Source organism: Paenibacillus sp. MMO-58, assembly GCF_037146255.1.
Taxonomy (GTDB): domain Bacteria; phylum Bacillota; class Bacilli; order Paenibacillales; family Paenibacillaceae; genus Pristimantibacillus.
Genome location: NZ_JBBCVY010000004.1, coordinates 168,041 through 185,626, shown reverse-complemented (window position 1 = coordinate 185,626; position 17,586 = coordinate 168,041). Strand labels below are relative to the sequence as shown.

Here is a 17,586-nt window from a genome sequence, read left to right as displayed (position 1 = left end):
TGCCTCCTACCATATTCCTTGCTCTCCGAATTTCTTGGCGATTGTATTCGATACGATAACGAAGATAAGTCCAACTAACGCCTGGAATAAGCCCATTGCGGTTGCAAGCGAGAATTGCGCGGATTGCAGGCCGGCCTTATAAACGAATGTGCTGATGACCTCCGCATAATCCATGACAAGCGTGTTCCCCATCACAAATGGCCGTTCAAAACCAATCGTCATGATATGGCCGAGCTGCATGATCAGCATCACGACAATGGTAGGTCGGATGCCCGGCAGCGTAATATGCCACATTTTCTTGAGCCTGCCTGCTCCGTCTACGTCTGCCGCTTCATACAAATCCCGGTTGATGCCGGTCAAAGCGGCCAAATAAATAATCGTTCCCCACCCTGCGCTTTGCCAGATGCCGGTACCCAGGTAAACCATCAGCCAATGATTCTTCTCCGTCAGGAACGGAATGGAATCAAATCCAAGCGAAGTGACTACGTTGTTGATCAAGCCGCCTTTGTTCGAGAACATTTGATACACCAGACCGCCGATAATAATCCACGAGATAAAATGCGGCAGGTACAGCAGAGTTTGTGCCGTTTTCTTGAACCAGACTACCCGAAGCTCATTTAGCAAAAGAGCAAGCAGAATCGGTGCCGGGAACGAGAATACGAGATCCAGGAAGTTGAGCATCAGCGTATTGCGAACGACATCGTAGAACTGGCTCATCTTGAACAGCTCCTGGAAATTCTCGAAGCCGATCCAAGGACTGCCCGTTACGCCTTTAAAAATGCTGTAGTCCTGAAACGCAATCGCTGCGCCGTACATCGGGACGTACTTAAATAGAATGAAATAAGCGATTGGAAGAATAAGCAGCAGGTACAGCTGGTAGTCCTTCCATACTCCTGTTGCCTGCCTGCGTTTGATCGCTGACTTTGGCGTGCTGGGCGATTGCGTTGGTGCCAAGCTCCGATCCATGTGCATCCCTTCTCTCTATGTTGTGTTGTAATGTTGTGCCGAGTGTTGAATGGCCTGTTACCTGATTAGCTAGCGTTACGGTCCAGGCCGGCTAACCACACTATACGAGGACGGTGAGTTAAGGCACAATAGACTCTTTTCCGGCTATTATCCGAATTCCGAATTCCTTGATACGACTGAGTTTTCAGCACCCTGAAGTCTGGCGTAGGGAATCTGGTGCATAGACGGAAAACGGCTCATTTGCCTGCAGGACAAAAACTGCGCAACTCTAGCAAACAACACAAAATCGAGCGAGAAGCCAGACTGGTTTTACGCTAAACTTGGAAAGAGTTGTTGTAGATTCAAGATCCGATCGAGGAGGACAGAATAAGCTATGAAACTGGAGACCATTAAACTTGAGATAAGCAGCGGGGCTACACTAACGCTTTATCTGCACGACATTATGGAATTAAGGGAAAAAGCGCGCCCCATTGTTCTGATCACGCCCGGAGGAGCGTACCGGTTCTGCTCCGAACGGGAGGCCGAGCCGGTGGCGATAGCCTTCTACAATGCAGGCTACCATGCGGCGGTTTTGCGCTACTCCTGCATGGAGGATGCGCGTCATATGCAGCCGATGGCGGAAGCTTTGGAGTCAATCCGGATACTAAGAGAGCATGCTGAGAAATGGCATATTCTTGCGGATAAAATCGCGGTTTGCGGTTTTTCGGCAGGCGGACATTTGGCTGCTTCCACCGGTACGATGTGGAATGAGCCCGCGCTTATGAAGCGCTTGAACTATGCGGGAGATATTCTGAAGCCTAATGCGCTCATTCTTGGCTACCCGGTTATTACTTCCGGTGAATTCGCGCACCGCGAATCGTTCTACAACATCAGCGGCTCGCCTGAAGACGATGAGACATCGGGCTTTTATTCGCTGGAGAAACGCGTAACGGGCGAGACTCCCCCAACCTTCCTCTGGCATACGGAGGATGATCCGGCAGTAACCGTGGAGAATGCGCTGCTCTTTATAAGCGCTTTGCGTAAGCATCAAGTACCGTTCGAGTGCCATATCTTCAATAAAGGTCAGCATGGCCTGTCCCTGTGCAATGAAGAAGTAAATACGCCGAATCCGCACTGTGCTCATTGGTTCGGCCTATGCATCGAGTGGCTGGATTCGATCGGATTGGGCTTGGAGTAACATCGATTTGAAAGAACGATCGGGGATTTTATTCCCCGGTCGTTCTTTTTCTTTCAAGGCGAGAACAAAGACTAGATTAAGAGAAAATTTTCGTGTTGCAGCTCATGTTGGTAGGAAATTTGCAACTAGAATGAAAAGTGGACACCAGTTAAGAGAATTACCAGCATTAGCAGGCTTTTTGCCTGCTGCAGCTCATGTCCGCGTGTGTGCGGGACACCGGGCTGCTCAGCAGCAGGCTTATTGCCTGCTGCAGCTCATGTCCGCGAGCGCGCCGAGCACCGGGCTACTCTGTAGCAGGCTTTTTGCCTGCTGCAGCAGCTTCCGCCACAAAAACGTCAAACTCTGCCCGTTGTGCATTATTGCCCATTGGGCAATAATATACTTATACAATTGTTGCCCATTGGGCAACGAACGAAGAGAGGTGAAGGCACGCGGCCGGTCTACGATGAACAAGCAAAGCTTGCGTGATGTCAAAAGAGAAGCAACGGCTAATGCGCTTGCGGAGGCGGCATTTGATCTCGCGATGGAACGCGGGATGGACAGTTTTGTAGTTGAAGATGTTGTGCAGCGCGCAGGATATTCGAGAAGAACGTTTGCGAATCATTTTTCCTGCAAGGAAGAAGCGGTTGTTATGGGGGCTTCCGCCTTCAACAACGTGGATGAGGTTCAGCAGCTTATCGAGAACTTGACGGAGAACTCCACTCCGCTTGAGGTTATGGAGCATCTGGTCCGGATGGAGCTTACCGCGGGCCTGTTCAAAAAAACGCGCGAGCTCGTGAAGCTTTCCAAACAGCACCCTACCCTGGAGCCCTACATTCTCAGCGCTCTTCATAGCCATCAAGGTCTTGCCGAGCAATTGCTGCTTGATCTGTTCGAAGACAACTATGCAAAGGGCTACATTCAGCTGCTCGTTGGCGCTTCTTACGGCGCGGCGCTTCCAATGCTGTATGGCAGCGGCAACATCCTGTTCCCGGGCCAATCAACGGAAGAGTCGCCGGACTCTATCCCGCTCGATCAATATTTAGACGACATGTTTAACTATTTGAAAAACGGTTTTTAGATTTTATTCCCTATATAAAAGGAGAACCACACTGTTATGTCGACTTTCCTGTACAAAATAGGCAAAACCGCTTATAACAAGCCTTGGCATTTTATCATTGCGTGGATCGCCATTCTTGGCGTTGTTGGCGCCCTGATCGGCATTAACGGCATTCATACCAGCTCCGAGATGAAAATCAAAGGCACGGAAGCGCAGAAGGTATTGGATCAGCTGGCAAAAGAACTGCCGGAAGCTTCGGGCGGGCAAGCAAGCGTTGTCTTCACTGCCCCGCAGGGCGAACGGCTGGATACACCGGAGCGTATAGCTGCTATTACGAAAGCTATTAATGATGTGTACGGCATTGAATATGTCATTAATCCGGCTGAAGCAGCTGCCGCGGCAGGCGCAACGGCAACGGATGCGGCTCAATCCGACAATGCGGCTGCCGGCAGCGAGCAGCAAAACGCTCAGCAAAGCGCAGCGCAGACCGATCAATCTCAAGCGGCTGCGGCTGCTCCATACGGTCCGTTGATTGTTGAAGGCAATCCGGTACCCGGCGTTATGATTTCAGCTGACGGCAACGTCGCTTTGTTCCAATTCCAATTCACCGTTCAGCAAATGTCCCTTCCGCAAGAGGTAATCGACACTGTCGTGGATGATGTTACAGCCGTTGAACAAGCAAACCTGGGCATTAAAGCCCTGCCAAGCGATACGCTTGTAGGCAAACCGGCAATCGGAGCTACCGAAGGAATTGGTATCGTTGTTGCCGCGGTTGTTCTGTTTATTACGCTAGGCTCTGTTGTTGCGGCCGGTCTTCCGCTCGTAACCGCATTGCTGGGTGTAGGCATTAGCGTTGGGGGCGCTTATTCCCTCTCCAAATTTATTCCGATGACCGACATCACGCCGGCGCTTGCTATGATGGTTGGCCTCGCAGTCGGAATCGACTACTCCCTGTTTATCGTTAACCGTCAGCGCCGCATGATCCTGGATCAGGGCCTCAGCGCCCGCGAAGCCGCGAGCCGTGCGGTTGGTACGGCTGGCAGCGCGGTATTTTTCGCAGGGTTAACCGTTATTATCGCGTTATGCGGCATGGTTGTTATGAATATCGACTTCCTGACCGCTATGGCGCTTGTCGCTGCAGCAAGTGTCTTCATTAATGTCCTTGTAGCCTTGACCTTGCTTCCGGCATTGCTTGGTCTGGTTGGTGAACGGATCGTCTCCGTGAAAGCACGGAAGAAAAACAACGAGCAAGCGGGTGTTGCCCGTCAAGGCACGGCACATCGCTGGGCGAACGGAGTTGTACGACGCCGCTGGCTCGTGATTGTAGGCGTGATCGTTATCCTTGGAGCCGCATCCATTCCGGCAGCCAACATGAAATTAGGCATGCCATCCGGCGATACCGCAAATCTGGATACGCCGGCTAGACAAAGCTTTGACGCGATCTCGGCCGGCTTTGGCAAAGGCTTTAACTCGCCGCTTCTGCTCGTTGCCGAGCCTGCAAGTTCTTCTGACAAGGTTACTCCTGAATTGCTGGGCAAGCTTGTGCAGGATATCCAACAGCATGACGATGTTGCGGTTGTTACGCCAATGGGCATTAACAAGACCGGCGATATCGGGATTATCAGCGTTATTCCGAAATCGGGACCTACGGACGACGAGACCAAAAAGCTCGTAAAAGAGCTACGCGATCAAGACTCCAGCATCTCGCAGTCTAACAAAGTGACGCTTGGCGTTACCGGCTTCACCGCGATTAACATCGATATGTCGGCAAAGCTGGCAGAGGTATTCCCGCTCTATATCGGCATCATTCTGATCTTGTCGCTGATCATTCTGCTGCTCGTATTCCGGTCCATTATCGTTCCGGTGAAAGCAACTATCGGCTTCCTGCTTAGTATCCTCGCTACCTTCGGGATTACAACCGCAGTGTTCCAATGGGGCTGGCTGCATGATCTGTTTGGCTTCGATACCGGCGGCCCGCTTCTCAGCTTTATGCCGATTATGGTATCCGGCATCCTGTACGGCCTTGCGATGGACTATCAAGTCTTCCTTGTCAGCTCCATGCGGGAAGCTTATGTCCACGGACATAAAGGAACAACTAGCGTGGTTGATGGCTATAAGCAAGCAAGCCGTGTCGTTGTGGCGGCAGCCGTTATCATGGTATCCGTCTTCGCCGGGTTCATTCTGACCGAAGACATTATGCTGAAGCAAATCGGCTTTGCTCTCACCATCGGTATTCTTATTGACGCATTCTTCGTTCGCATGGCGCTTGTTCCGGCTATTATGGCCGTGTTTGGCGACAAAGCATGGGGCATGCCGAAATGGCTGGACCGCATTCTTCCAAACCTGGACGTTGAAGGCGACAAGCTGATTGCGGAGCTTAACAAATCGTCGAATCCGAATGGACATAAAGAATTAAAGAAGGCTAAACCTAGCCGAGCGCATTAAAATACAAGAAAGGACCACTGCCAGCAGCGGTCCTTTCTTTTTACTTCACCGTAATCATTGTATATACGCTTTTGTTGTAATGACTGTTGACGACCGATTCGTCCAGCGAAAATAGACACACGGCCTCGATCAAATAGTTTCCCGGAGGTAAAATTAGCTCCTTCTCGGAGTAAAACTCCCGCCAATAGTCCGCCTTAGGATCATCACTGTCATAGCCGCCGCTCTTAAAGAAAGGATAGTCCATCGTCTTACCTTTGAACAGCTTCGCTGACGTCAGCTCCGACGTATTGACTCCCTGCATATCGAAATCCAAACCGTCCGTAATAATGAACCCAACAATGCTATGTCCGCCCCAGACGGTGAATGACTCGTCGTCTCCAACGTACGTCAGACTAGCGGAATACGGAATGGGTTCATTCGCAGCAAAGGTCGTCTTCTCGATATTCAGCTTGAACTCGAACATGTCGTCCTTGTGTACTAGCTTTGGATGATTCATCCGCTCTTCTACGGCAGCGTCGATTTCCCGATCCTGCGCTTTGCCCCCGCATGCGGTAAGCAGCAGGAGGAACAGAAGTACAATTCCCCCTCTCATAACGCTTCTCCCCCACTAAACCCTTTCCAAAACAGACGGAGAATGAAAGCAAAAGGTTACATCAAGCCGCCTTACAACCCACGGTTGTAATCGTATTCAATCGCTTGCAGAAATGCCCGGGCAAGCACGGCATGACCCGACATATTGGGATGAACCCGGTCCCAGGCGAGAGTTGCCGGATAAATAAACCCTAGAACCTTGTTGAACGCCGCCTGCGTATCCACGAAACGGGTATTATACTTGGATGCTAGCTTTTGGACAACCCGACCGTATTGATCCATCGTTCTGCGCATCGGATCCGCTTCGTTCGGCTCAAGGTAGAACGGAGTCATCAGCACAAGTCCCTGCACCGTTGGTCTGGTACGCTCCACCAATGCCTCCAGCTTCTCTTCGTATTCGTCTATGTAGACATGCTGCTCGGTCTGAGCGGGCAAGTCGTATTGCCTCCATACATCGTTCGTGCCAATCATAATTGACAGCCAATCCGGCTGAAGATCCAGAACATCCGTCTGCCAGCGATCCGTCAAATCCCGGACGTTGTTGCCGCTAGTCCCCATGTTTACCACGCGAATGCCCAGCTCCGGATAGGCTGCGGTAAGCAACGAATCTACCAGCGATACATACCCTTTCCCGATTGCTCCAAACAGTCCTTCTCCCCTAGGTCTAGCCCGTTCGCAATCCGTAATGGAGTCTCCGATCATGACGAGCTTCGAATTTTGCCCCAACAACATTAATATGGCCCCCCTCTTCCGAACGATAAGTTAATTGAAGAATCTACCACATTCATCATACCAAAAATCCGAAAAAGGGCTACTGAAAATCATGCTTAATTAAGCGGAAAAGCTTCGCTCTTCGACACATGGATCATCTCGCTTGGATAGAAAGACCGAAAGTACGACTCGACCCTGGAATGAATATCGCTCCGGTACCAATCCGTCAGGTCATGGTCGTCAAACAACTGAGGCATGCCTAAACGCTTGGACCTCTTCCCCATGGAACCATCTCCGATCGTTAGCGTATCGATCCAGATCCGGTCCGCTATTCCTTCCAGTACCTTAGGAAAGTCAGGCGTAAACGGCAGCACCGGAGAGATTGCAGCTTGTGTCATTATCCCGGCATCATGCACCTCTTTCAGAGCCTTCAGCCGCAGCTTGATACCCGGCGCGTAGGGAGCAAATAACCGCTTCATATCCTCACGGTCCGTCTCTACCGTCATCGATACAAGAACCTCGCATTTGTCCTTGAGCTGGACGATAAGATCGAGGTCCTTCCTAATAAGCGGACTGCGCGTCTGAATCTGAATCAGATCGGGAGGAGCCTCCAGCATTTCCTGCAAAATCCGCCTTGTAATCCCCGCTTCCCGTTCGACCGGCTGATAAGGATCGGTTGCCGAGGACATAAAGATATTAATCGGCATATTTTTCCGGCGCAGCTTATTCACTTCGTTTCGGTAAATGTCTGCGGCATTTGTCTTAATGTCCACCCATTCTCCCCATGGGATCTGTTTGAACTTCTGGATAGGCATTTCTCTCACATAGCAATATTTGCAGGCAAACGAACACCCGCTGTATGGATTAAGGGAATGGGTAAAGCCGATATCCAAGTAACCCTTTGCTTCGCTTAAAATGCTCTTAGAGACGATATCTCTGATCTCAACAGCCATGGCAATCCCCATTCTCCAATAATATTATAGGAACATATGTTCTATTTATTATCATAACTAAACTTCCGCTTTTAATCAATCTCTTCGAGAATAATGACCCTAAAGATCGGGAAAACCAACCAAATGAGGAAAAAAACATTTATGGATAGGCGGTTGGTTCATGGCGGCAAATCATAAATTGTCGGTTATCCCTCTTGGCGGGGTTAATGAAATCGGAAAAAACATGTACGTCATCGAATGCGGCGATGATCTGATCGTTGTAGACTGCGGATCGAAATTTCCGGATGAAAGCTTGCTTGGCATTGATGTAATTATTCCGGATATTACGTATCTCATCGAAAATGAGAACAAAGTCCGTGGCCTTGTCGTCACGCATGGCCATGAAGATCATATTGGCGGAATCCCCTATATTATTAAACAATTAAATATGCCTATTTATGCAACAAGGCTTACGCTTGGTCTAATCAAAGGGAAGCTGAAAGAACATGGTCTGCTGGGTTCAACAACCCTTCATCAGATTGAACCGCAATCCGAGATTACCTTGGGAACGGTTCCCGTCAGCTTTTTCAGCACCAACCACAGTATTCCGGATTGCCTAGGCATCGTATTCCATACTCCCCAAGGAACGGTTGTCCACACCGGGGATTTCAAATTCGATCTTACCCCGGTCAATAACCAATACGCCGATATTCACAAGATGGCGGAGATCGGGAAAAACGGCGTATTAGCGCTGTTATCCGAAAGCACCAATGCGGAACGTCCGGGCTTTACCCCATCCGAGCGTCTGGTTGGGGCGAATATTCAGGAAGCTTTTTATAATGCGGACGGCATGATTTTTATCACAACATTCGCATCCAATGTCCATCGGCTTCAGCAAATTATTGACGCCTCGGTCAAGACCGGCCGAAAAATCGCCCTGGCCGGCAGAAGCATGGTTAATGTGGTGGATATCGCCTCTACGTTGGGCTACCTTAATATGCCTTCCAATATGCTCGTGGACATTGCCGAAGTCAATAAATACAAACGAAATGAAATCACCGTGATGTGCACGGGCAGTCAAGGCGAGCCTATGGCCGCATTGGGGCGGATTGCCAGCGGCAATCATCGGCAGCTAGCCGTTCATCCCGGCGATACCGTTATTTTCGCCTCCTCCCCTATTCCGGGGAACGAGCGGAATGTCGCCCGAATCGTGGACAACCTGTTCGAGAGGAAAGCCAAGGTCATTTACGGCTCCGGATCAAGCACCGGCATGCATGTATCCGGACATGCCAGCCAGGAAGAGCTGAAGCTGATGCTTACGCTTATGAAGCCGCAATACTTTATTCCCATACACGGCGAATACCGGATGCTGCACTTGCATCGCGAATTAGCCGAATCCGTTGGGGTAAAAGCAAACAATATCTTTATCCTGAATAACGGCGATGTCGTGGACTTTGCAGGCTCGGAGGCTTTTCACGAAAGAAGCGTTACGAACGGAGATACCTACGTCGACGGGCTAGGGATCGGCGATGTAGGCAACGTGGTGCTGCGCGACCGCAAGGTGTTGTCTGCCGACGGCATTCTTATTATTGTGGTTACGATCGGGAAGAACGACAATAAGATTGTGTCCGGACCGGACATTATTTCCCGCGGTTTTGTATTCGTGAAGGAATCGGAAGGATTAATGGAGGAAGTACACCGGATCACGCTTCAGGAAATGGAACAGCTGCTGGAGAAGGAGAACAAGCTCCATAAGCCTTGGAATCTGTACAAGCAAAGCCTTAAAGAGTCCGTCGGAAAATTCCTGTACGCCAAAACAAAACGCAGACCGATGATTCTTCCCATCATTATTCTGGTTTAGCTGGATATACTATTCAGGCCGATTAATACCGGTTGCACGACAAACAAGAAAGGTGGAGAAACCTATGACATCAAGCCGCGGCCATCAAGGGGCCCACGGAATCGGACAAGTTGAGAAGCAATTAAACCGTCAAGCGCAAGCTGCCGAACAAATCCAAGGCACTAACCAAACTGACCAAGAAGTGCTTGCAGCTAGTACGGAGCCTTCCTCCGTGCTGGAAGAAATCGTAGACACGCATAACGAGTAAATGTTGTTTAGGAACATAGGCAAAAAGAGTATTTGATCTTTCACGATCAAATACTCTTTTTTTTCATCTCAGTAGTCCCTCTCCACGGGAAAAGTAACGGATACGACCGTTCCCGATGAACTCGACTCAATTGTCAGCTCCCCGCCCATTTCAACAATAATTTGCTTGGAGATAAAGAGCCCTAAGCCATTGCCTGACTGTTTGGTCGTGAAAAACACTGACCAGGTCGTTAATACGGGAGAGCTCGGTCTGTATTAAGTCGACCTAGCGCTGCTCTTTCTCAATGCCATACCTCTTCAGTGATTCGCCTAAAAGTTGTACAAATCCCCTTATGCCCGTCAGCGGATTGCTTATCTCATGCGCCACGCCAACAGCCAATTCGCCAAGCGCCGCATTCATCTCCGACAAGCGCAGCATCTTTTCTAAGTTTTTAAGCTCGGAAATATCGACGGCCGTTGCAATAATTCCTATAACGCGCTCCTGCTTGTAGTACGGGATTAAGGTCTTGTATAAGCTTCTTCCATGCAGCTCGGTTTCAAAGCTGATCGTCTCCCCTTGGATAATCCGATCATAATATTATTCTCCCTTCGACTAGGACGTAATAAAGCTCGTGTCAGCTCACTATTTTGATTCACGAACAGCGCTCGTTGAAAGCGTTCTCTTAGTGACAGCATGGTACCCACCTACATTCCTGTCTTTTTCTAGCGGTGATTATACACTCCTTAGGTTAAGTCGGAATAGCGGGAAACAAAATTACTTAAGATTTCACAAATTCTCTACCCCCGTGTAACAAAAAAAGGGACGGCAGCAATGCCGCGTCCCCTTGTTAAAAATGATCATTAATCCACCTGTCATTACAACGATTGCCAGATCTTCTTCAATTGATTTAAGCCCTGCTGCACGCCAAACCGGCATGGCTCCAAGCCTTCGAACTCAACGGAAATATAACCGTCGTACCCGGATTGCTTAACAATGCCAAGCACCCGGCGCATGTCGATATCGCCTTGGCCCACAATAGCCCCACGCAAATAATTGCCCCGGGTGGAACGGAACCAGCCATCGCCAAGGTCGCTTTCAGGTTGACGCACATAGAAATCTTTAATATGTACCATCGCCGCATATTCGATATTATTGGAGACGCCAACAATTGGATTCTCATCCACGCAGACGAAGTTGCCGACGTCCAGCGTTGTTTTGAAATTGTCCCGGTCCGTTGCATGAAGGAGAGCCTGAACACGATCGCTGGCTTGAAGGAAATAGCCGTGATTTTCAACCGTTGTCGTAATTCCCTTCGCAGCCGCGTAATCGGCGATCCGGCGGCAAGCCTCTGCCAGCTTAGGAAGCTCGTTGTTGAAATTTCGGATCGACGTATCCGGTGAAGATGCCACGTCATGGCGCATAAGCCCCACGCCAAGCCTCGCCGCAATATCCACTTCCCGCATAACACGCTCAATCTCTTGCTCATATTCCGCTTCGCTTTTACCGGCAAAATTGGCGCCTATCAAATAATTGGAGATAGCAATGCCCACCTCGTCCGCTTTACGGCGGATCGCTTCAATTAATTCCGGATTCTCCGTCAAATTGAAGCCAAGCGGCACAATTTCAACATGCTCGCCGCCAATTTCAGCAATCGTGGCAATGACGTCAAGAACGTCCATTTCCCCTGATTGAAGCGCTTGATAGTAGCTATAGGTGCTGATCCCAAATTTCATTATCGAATCTCCCTTCAAGTGTGGCTGACTAATGGAAATATCTATTAAATAATAGCATGATTAACGCTTGGAAACGATCCTATCTATTAATCGCCTTCCTCCGGTATATAGATACCGCTTCCGCTGCCAAGTTTCCTGCCACTAAGCAATAAGGCTTTCGCTGCTCGCTGCAGACTCGTTTCTTCCCCGTAATCATTGGGATTTGTCTCTAACCGATGAAAGATGCGTTGCTCCGCTTCCCTTGATGCTTCGTTCACTTCATAAATATAGAATAGCCGTTGAAACTTCAGAATGTTCGATTCAGCCTTCAGCACCTGGTCAAGACCGGGGTAAAGCAGCCATGAACTGCAAATGTAAACCGAAGGGATGCCTCGGAAAAACTTCCGGGCTAAAAGGAAAGAATGCGATACGGCATCGGGAGTTAGCGGTTCGCCTTCCGGAATGTGAACATTCAGCACCAGCTGATTCTTTTCCACCAAGCATTGTCCTGCCTTCAAGTTCTCTCCGTTAAAGGCCATTGGCTGAAACTGCAGTCTCCCCAGACGAAATAATTGAAGCCTGACATGCTCCTGAAGCCAGTTGTACTCTTCTAGGCCATACTCGCCGTAATCCCGGTAGCAGGTCTCGCTCCAAATCCGAATGTCCGTGAAAGTATCGAAATAAATGTTGTCTTCGATTCCCCGAATCCGGTATTCTTCATACGCATCCACGGCAAATCTCGCAAACAGATACAGCAGCATTTGCCTGTACCCCGCCGTTCCCGTAACCTGATGGAAAAACGAATGGCGGTCCATTTGAAAATGCTGTTTCAACCTCGCATATTCCTCTTCTTCCATGCGGAAATCGAGTATGATTCGGCTGGCTTCCTCTCCTAATTGAATTTCTCTACAAAACTCGCTTATAAGCATAAAATCCGGTCCTTTCATTGCCCGTTCTTAAACTCCTGCGGCGTCATCCCGTATTGGGTTTTAAACAGCTTGATGAAATACTGCGGCTTCTGGTAGCCGACCTCATGCGCGATCTGGCTTATTCTCAGATCCTTGTGCTTCAATAATTGCACCGCCCTCTCCATTCGCAGCCGAAGCACGTAGTTCGAGAAATTTTCCTTTGTTTCCTGTTTAAACAGGTTGGATACATAGACGGGATGCAGATTGACATGATCAGCCACCGTTTGAAGGGTGATATCCTTTATATTTTCTTGTATGAATCGGCGGATTCGCTCCATCAAGTCAGACCGGATGTTATCCGAGCGGCTGTCGCTGTAAGCTTTGATTTGAACATAGCTGCCGAAGGCCCATTCCTTTAACGGCTCTACGCTCCAGCCGGCATCAATCTTCAGCATCTTATCGATTTCTCTTCCGAACACCTCAAAAATCCGTTTGCCCTTCTTGTGCAAATAATAGGAATAGGCTTGCAGCAAGGTCACGTAGATTTGCAGCCCGTATTCGCGCGCTCCGCTGCCCGCGCCTTCAAGCTCTTCGAATATCCGGTTCAGCTTGCTCTCGAATCCGTTCCATTGCTCCATATCGATCAATTCAATAAACGTATGGGAACGATAAAGCTCCGCAAGCGGCTGGATTTCGAAAACCTCTTTCTTTTGCGCCGCGTCGAAAAAGCTTTCGGTCTGGTAGCCGATATAATCGGTATAGATGGATAAAGCAGAGTGGTACATGGAGAGAATGTCTTGCGGGAAGCCGCCCCAGCCGCTAAGCACAACGGAAACCTTCGACTTTAAATAAAGCTTGATTTGATGCTGGGAGAGCCTGGCCAAGTCTTCTATTATCGCAGAATGGTCTCTGCCTGATTGCTCCGCCCTATTGGGCTGAACCAGAAAAATCAAATAATCATGCGAATCCTTGCAATAGGCCACATGATATTTGTTCGCAAAAACCTCTTCCACAATATTAAACATGGCATATTCGATTAACGAAAGGCTATAGAGATCCGTATTCGAATAGTCTTCCTCTACTCTCATGCACAAGAGAATGGCTTCCTTTTCGGCGGAAAAAGGAAGTCCGTACAATTGAAGCTTGTTCTGCAAAGCCGATAACGGGTAGCTTTTGCCGGATAACAATTCGAACAGGAACATTTCTCTTAATTTGGGCAGGCTTTCGCGAAACCGGTAAGCGAATTTCTGCTGATTAAGCAGCTCGTTTCCTTCTTCCGTAATCCTATCGATAATGGTGCGCAGCGTTTGCTCCAATTCCTCGTTCGATACCGGCTTTAATAGATAGTCGCATACCTGCTGCTGAATCGCTTCCCTCGCATATTGAAATTCATCGTAGCCGGTTATAATAACCGCCTTCGTATTTTTCCATTTCTCATTGATACGGGCGATTAATTCAAGTCCGGTCATCCCGTTCATATGGATATCCGTTACCACAATATCGACGGAACGGTAATTCAGCAGCTCCAGAGCTTCTTCGCCGGAATAGGCTTTATAAACATTGGAGATCCCCATTTGCTCCCAAGGAAGTCCAATGGCCAAGCTGTCAACCAAATGCGTATGATCGTCCACAATCAAGATTTCGTACATGCTTACACACCTTCCTTGCCGCTCCAGCTTAATTGCACGCAAAGTCCGCCTAACTCCGATTTGCTTAGATGTACGCCCGAATCGCTGCCGTACATTAACCGCAGGCGTTGATGAACGTTTTTCAGCCCGGATTCAATTTCCTCGCTGCTCGAATGAATCTTCTTGCGCATAGATTCAATCAAGTCGTAATCTCCCCCGGTGCCATTGTCCTCCACGGCTACATGGTTCATTCCTTCCTCGCTCCAGCACCTGATGCGGATCATTCCGTATTCCGAGTGATTATTGAATGAATGCAGAATAACGTTCTCCACAAGCGGCTGTACGATTAACCGCGGAACCTCGAGATCCTCCAGCTGCGGCTCAATCTCGATCTGAAATTCGAAGTCATCCCTCAGCATGCAATGGATTTCCAAATAGAAATGGATCAAGTCCAGCTCCTCTTGCAGCTTCACCATCTTGCTCCCCGTCTTGGTCGTATACCGGTAATACTTGCTTAAGTTCATCGTCATTGAGATGGCGGCTTTGTTTTCCTTAAGCTCTATCATGCTTTTGATATAAGCAAGCGTGTTGTACAAAAAATGCGGATTGATCTGCGATTGCAGCTGCTTCAGCGTTGCATCCTTGGACCTGAGCTGTTCTTTGTACACATCCACGATCAGCTCCTCGATTTTGGAGGCCATGGAGTTAAATCTGTCGTAAAGAAACCGGTATTCCCCCTTGGGCTTATCCGTCATCCTCACGGAATAAATCCCTTTCTCGATCAGATTCATGTTCCGGATCATCTTCCGAAACGGAATTTGAATGTTGCGGTACATCACGAAAGCTAGATAAGCCCCCATGAACAGGAGCATGCCGCTTATGAGGTAAAACATGGTCTGGTTCCGGCTGATCGGCGCCATAATATGGCTGATCGGTACATAGTCGACGAGATACCAGCCAAGCGATTCCAGCTTCTGATAATGAACCTGATACTTCGTCTTGTCGGATTGAAGCAGCATATATCCACTTTCCGCCGAGGGATCTATCTCCTTAAGCCGGGGGAGAAATTCGTCGATTTGTTTTACGTTAACCGAATAATTATAGATAGGGTCCGCTCCGGGGTGGTACAGGAACGGATCGCCCGAGCCATTCGCTTTAAATTCCGACAAGGCGCTTCGAAGCGCGGATACGCCGAATTTAAGCACAACCCGCATGCGCGCCTCGCCCGTCTCCGCCGAGTTCTCGGGATAAGACAAGATCCCCATGAAATAATCCTCATTCGGATCGGAATAGTATTGCCAAAAGGTATCTTGCAGGGGAAACTCCTTTGGAAGCGCATTCAAGCTGGAGTTGCTTTTGATGACGATACCGGTCTTGGGATAAAGAACCGCGATTACGGCTTTCCAATCGCCGTAACCGGCAAGCCGATTAATTTCTTCCGAGACGGTTCGATTCACTCTGTATTTGTCCAGCACATCGTCAAGCAAATCGGGATATGCTAAATTTCGCACGTCCGTGCTTTCGTACAGCATTTTCTTATACGTATCCAGCCGGAAAAACAATTGGTCCAGCTGGTTGGCGAATGTCTCGATCTGGTATCGCTTCACCTTGATAATTTCGTCGGTCAATACATCCGTGCTCGTTCGGTTCGACACGGCGAACAGGAGCAGGATCGGGATAAGTAAAATCAACAGCGTAGCGATCAATTTGGTAAATATGTTGAATCTGCTCATAACTGATCGTCCTCTCAGCTTCTGGCTCACCCTCGTTTAATGCTGGCGTTGGAATTCGGAGAACTGCTTTTTCAATTCGTCAAAAACAATGTCAAAGCCCGCCTTCTTAAGAGCTGCGAGGGCATCGTCGTAATAGTGATCGTAACTGGCGATCCCAAAGTTGATAGGCTCGAATTTTTCTTTATAGACCGCCATCACTTGCGCAATTTCATTCTTGACGGGAGCTTCGTTGAAGTGGAATCCGGATAGCTTGGAAATACGGGAATTCTCGTCGTTCGCAAGCATATCCTCGATCACGTCATCCTCTACGTTAGCCGGCGCGATGAAATAGTCCTTGTTCCGCCACATCCATTCGTACATCAGCTGATCATTAGTCAATTGCTTGATTTTACCGTTTTCCAGCACGTAATCCTTTCCTTCAACCCCGTAAATAATAAAATTGTAATTTTCTTTGCTCTGCAAAATCCAATTCATAAACATCATCGCGCGTTCCGGATTTTTCGAAGCGGAGGTAACCATAAAGGCTTCATTGCTTGGCGTCGTAATATACTTGGGCTTCTCTTTCGCGAGATAGTACTCGCGCAGCCTCGCTTCCGGATCGGCATTCCGTGCCGTTTGCAGATTTTCCATCGCCCGGGAAACCGCGCCTACGCGGAAAAGAAGCTTACCCGCATTCTCCTGATCGATCTTCGCTGCCGGATTCCCCACAAGGTTTTTGTCGATAATCCCTTTATTCACCCAGGACTCGCGTAATTGAGCTACTTTCTTATATAGATCGGACTCCACGTAACTGAGCAGCTCTCCCGAATCCTCATCCACCATAAATAACATTCTCTCATCCAAGGAAGAGTAGTTCCGGTCCGTCAACTCGCGCCATAACAACTCGTGCCCGCGGTCGGTTTCCAAATAGCCGTAATAGCTTGGATCTATCGCATGCATGCGTTGATAGAATTGTTCCAAATCCGCTATCGTCTTAATGTCCTTCATGCCGACCTTCTCCAGCAAGTCCTGGCGGACCATAACGGAGGAGAATTTCCCCGCGGACGTAAAGGCTTGGGAAGGTATCGCCCAAAGCTTCCCGTCGATCCGGTTCTGCTTGAAGTTATCTTCGGGTATATGCTTAATAAGATCCTGTCCGTATTGGCCAAGAAGCTCGTCTAACGGTTGAATATAGCCTTTGCTGTAATAAACGGAGACGAACGGCGCGCCATACCAGAACAAGTCGTAATCTTCTCCGGTAGATAAGGCTAGCTCCAACTTTTGTTGGTAATTGGACCATGGAATATAGGTCAATTCCAGGTTCATGTTCAAATCCTTCTTGAGCCGGTCGTTCAGTTCATTCTCGACAAAATCGCCCATGCGCGACGACTGGTCTCCAGGCATAATCACTTTCAGCGTGACAAATGATTCCGGTACGTCTGTGCCAGCGTTATCCGTTGTATCGGGATTATGAGGTCCTGGCGATTTGGAAGAGCCCAGGTTAATATACTGGCTGAATAAGGCGAATACGAGAGATAAGAAAAGTATCGCAACGGTACCGATCACAGCACGCTTCATCTTGTCATGCTTCCCCTTCACCATAGAGTCTCAAGTCTCAATGCTAGTCTACACTAATTCTAGTAACGTGAATACGCCGTCATAGAACAGGAGCACATGA

The 17,586-nt window shown here is 48.9% G+C and carries 16 protein-coding genes; 5 read left to right on the top strand and 11 right to left on the bottom strand.

Going from position 1 to position 17,586, the window contains the following annotated elements:
* Positions 1-6: 6 nt before the first annotated feature.
* On the bottom strand, positions 7-966 hold the full coding sequence (locus WFJ73_RS14455) for an ABC transporter permease (protein ID WP_336773732.1): 960 nt from the start codon (positions 964-966) through the stop codon (positions 7-9).
* Between the two features lie 373 nt (positions 967-1,339).
* Between WFJ73_RS14455 and WFJ73_RS14450 the strand changes: the two genes are divergently transcribed.
* The 3 genes from WFJ73_RS14450 to WFJ73_RS14440 all read left to right on the top strand — a co-directional run bounded on the left by WFJ73_RS14450 (position 1,340) and on the right by WFJ73_RS14440 (position 5,627).
* Entirely contained in the window at positions 1,340-2,143 is an 804-nt protein-coding gene (locus WFJ73_RS14450) for an alpha/beta hydrolase (protein WP_336773731.1), read from the top strand.
* A 445-nt stretch (positions 2,144-2,588) separates the two neighbouring features.
* Entirely contained in the window at positions 2,589-3,203 is a 615-nt protein-coding gene (locus tag WFJ73_RS14445) for a TetR/AcrR family transcriptional regulator (protein ID WP_336773730.1), read from the top strand.
* A 36-nt stretch (positions 3,204-3,239) separates the two neighbouring features.
* Positions 3,240-5,627, top strand: coding sequence for an MMPL family transporter (locus tag WFJ73_RS14440; protein ID WP_336773729.1), 2,388 nt, complete (start codon positions 3,240-3,242; stop codon positions 5,625-5,627).
* A 40-nt stretch (positions 5,628-5,667) separates the two neighbouring features.
* Here WFJ73_RS14440 and WFJ73_RS14435 read toward each other — a convergent pair whose 3' ends face one another.
* The 3 genes from WFJ73_RS14435 to WFJ73_RS14425 all read right to left on the bottom strand — a co-directional run bounded on the left by WFJ73_RS14435 (position 5,668) and on the right by WFJ73_RS14425 (position 7,882).
* Positions 5,668-6,219: a hypothetical protein gene (locus WFJ73_RS14435; protein ID WP_336773728.1), complete on the bottom strand. Its 552-nt coding sequence runs from the start codon at positions 6,217-6,219 to the stop codon at positions 5,668-5,670.
* A gap of 71 nt (positions 6,220-6,290) precedes the next feature.
* A complete protein-coding gene (locus tag WFJ73_RS14430) occupies positions 6,291-6,950 on the bottom strand; it encodes an SGNH/GDSL hydrolase family protein (protein WP_336773727.1) in 660 nt (219 codons plus the stop codon).
* A gap of 95 nt (positions 6,951-7,045) precedes the next feature.
* The gene (locus tag WFJ73_RS14425) at positions 7,046-7,882 is read right to left on the bottom strand and encodes an SPL family radical SAM protein (protein WP_336773726.1); all 837 of its coding nucleotides are present in this window, start codon (positions 7,880-7,882) and stop codon (positions 7,046-7,048) included.
* A gap of 160 nt (positions 7,883-8,042) precedes the next feature.
* Here WFJ73_RS14425 and WFJ73_RS14420 point away from each other — a divergent pair, with 160 nt between their 5' ends.
* Positions 8,043-9,722 carry a ribonuclease J gene (locus WFJ73_RS14420; RefSeq protein ID WP_336773725.1) on the top strand — a complete coding sequence of 560 codons (1,680 nt, stop codon included), beginning with the start codon at positions 8,043-8,045 and terminating at the stop codon, positions 9,720-9,722.
* Between the two features lie 64 nt (positions 9,723-9,786).
* A complete protein-coding gene (locus WFJ73_RS14415; protein WP_336773724.1) occupies positions 9,787-9,969 on the top strand; it encodes a hypothetical protein in 183 nt (60 codons plus the stop codon).
* Between the two features lie 68 nt (positions 9,970-10,037).
* Here the strand turns inward: WFJ73_RS14415 and WFJ73_RS33390 are convergent, their stop codons facing one another.
* The 7 genes from WFJ73_RS33390 to WFJ73_RS14385 form a co-directional block, all read right to left on the bottom strand.
* Positions 10,038-10,187 carry an ATP-binding protein gene (locus WFJ73_RS33390; protein ID WP_442955950.1) on the bottom strand — a complete coding sequence of 50 codons (150 nt, stop codon included), beginning with the start codon at positions 10,185-10,187 and terminating at the stop codon, positions 10,038-10,040.
* 46 nt (positions 10,188-10,233) lie between these two features.
* Positions 10,234-10,368 (bottom strand): histidine kinase dimerization/phospho-acceptor domain-containing protein, encoded by a 135-nt coding sequence (locus WFJ73_RS14410; protein WP_336774017.1) that lies wholly within the window; start codon positions 10,366-10,368, stop codon positions 10,234-10,236.
* A 455-nt stretch (positions 10,369-10,823) separates the two neighbouring features.
* Complete coding sequence (locus WFJ73_RS14405; protein ID WP_336773723.1) at positions 10,824-11,681, bottom strand: sugar phosphate isomerase/epimerase family protein; 858 nt, start codon at positions 11,679-11,681, stop codon at positions 10,824-10,826.
* An 86-nt stretch (positions 11,682-11,767) separates the two neighbouring features.
* Entirely contained in the window at positions 11,768-12,607 is an 840-nt protein-coding gene (locus tag WFJ73_RS14400; protein ID WP_336773722.1) for an acyltransferase domain-containing protein, read from the bottom strand.
* Positions 12,604-14,217 carry a response regulator transcription factor gene (locus tag WFJ73_RS14395; RefSeq protein ID WP_336773721.1) on the bottom strand — a complete coding sequence of 538 codons (1,614 nt, stop codon included), beginning with the start codon at positions 14,215-14,217 and terminating at the stop codon, positions 12,604-12,606. The genes WFJ73_RS14400 and WFJ73_RS14395 overlap by 4 nt, the downstream gene beginning before the upstream one ends.
* Before the next feature lie 2 nt (positions 14,218-14,219).
* Positions 14,220-15,929, bottom strand: a complete 1,710-nt coding sequence (locus WFJ73_RS14390; RefSeq protein ID WP_336773720.1) for a histidine kinase — start codon at positions 15,927-15,929, stop codon at positions 14,220-14,222.
* Positions 15,930-15,965: 36 nt separating this feature from the next.
* Positions 15,966-17,486 carry an ABC transporter substrate-binding protein gene (locus WFJ73_RS14385; protein WP_336773719.1) on the bottom strand — a complete coding sequence of 507 codons (1,521 nt, stop codon included), beginning with the start codon at positions 17,484-17,486 and terminating at the stop codon, positions 15,966-15,968.
* Positions 17,487-17,586 lie beyond the last annotated feature (100 nt).

Coding starts and splice junctions, on each gene's coding strand:
- WFJ73_RS14455 (WP_336773732.1), bottom strand. CDS start 966: ATGGATCGGAGCTTGGCACCAACGCAATCGCCCAGCACGCCAAAGTCA.
- WFJ73_RS14450 (WP_336773731.1), top strand. CDS start 1,340: ATGAAACTGGAGACCATTAAACTTGAGATAAGCAGCGGGGCTACACTA.
- WFJ73_RS14445 (WP_336773730.1), top strand. CDS start 2,589: ATGAACAAGCAAAGCTTGCGTGATGTCAAAAGAGAAGCAACGGCTAAT.
- WFJ73_RS14440 (WP_336773729.1), top strand. CDS start 3,240: ATGTCGACTTTCCTGTACAAAATAGGCAAAACCGCTTATAACAAGCCT.
- WFJ73_RS14435 (WP_336773728.1), bottom strand. CDS start 6,219: ATGAGAGGGGGAATTGTACTTCTGTTCCTCCTGCTGCTTACCGCATGC.
- WFJ73_RS14430 (WP_336773727.1), bottom strand. CDS start 6,950: ATGTTGTTGGGGCAAAATTCGAAGCTCGTCATGATCGGAGACTCCATT.
- WFJ73_RS14425 (WP_336773726.1), bottom strand. CDS start 7,882: ATGGCTGTTGAGATCAGAGATATCGTCTCTAAGAGCATTTTAAGCGAA.
- WFJ73_RS14420 (WP_336773725.1), top strand. CDS start 8,043: ATGGCGGCAAATCATAAATTGTCGGTTATCCCTCTTGGCGGGGTTAAT.
- WFJ73_RS14415 (WP_336773724.1), top strand. CDS start 9,787: ATGACATCAAGCCGCGGCCATCAAGGGGCCCACGGAATCGGACAAGTT.
- WFJ73_RS14410 (WP_336774017.1), bottom strand. CDS start 10,368: ATGAATGCGGCGCTTGGCGAATTGGCTGTTGGCGTGGCGCATGAGATA.
- WFJ73_RS14405 (WP_336773723.1), bottom strand. CDS start 11,681: ATGAAATTTGGGATCAGCACCTATAGCTACTATCAAGCGCTTCAATCA.
- WFJ73_RS14400 (WP_336773722.1), bottom strand. CDS start 12,607: ATGAAAGGACCGGATTTTATGCTTATAAGCGAGTTTTGTAGAGAAATT.
- WFJ73_RS14395 (WP_336773721.1), bottom strand. CDS start 14,217: ATGTACGAAATCTTGATTGTGGACGATCATACGCATTTGGTTGACAGC.
- WFJ73_RS14390 (WP_336773720.1), bottom strand. CDS start 15,929: ATGAGCAGATTCAACATATTTACCAAATTGATCGCTACGCTGTTGATT.
- WFJ73_RS14385 (WP_336773719.1), bottom strand. CDS start 17,486: ATGAAGCGTGCTGTGATCGGTACCGTTGCGATACTTTTCTTATCTCTC.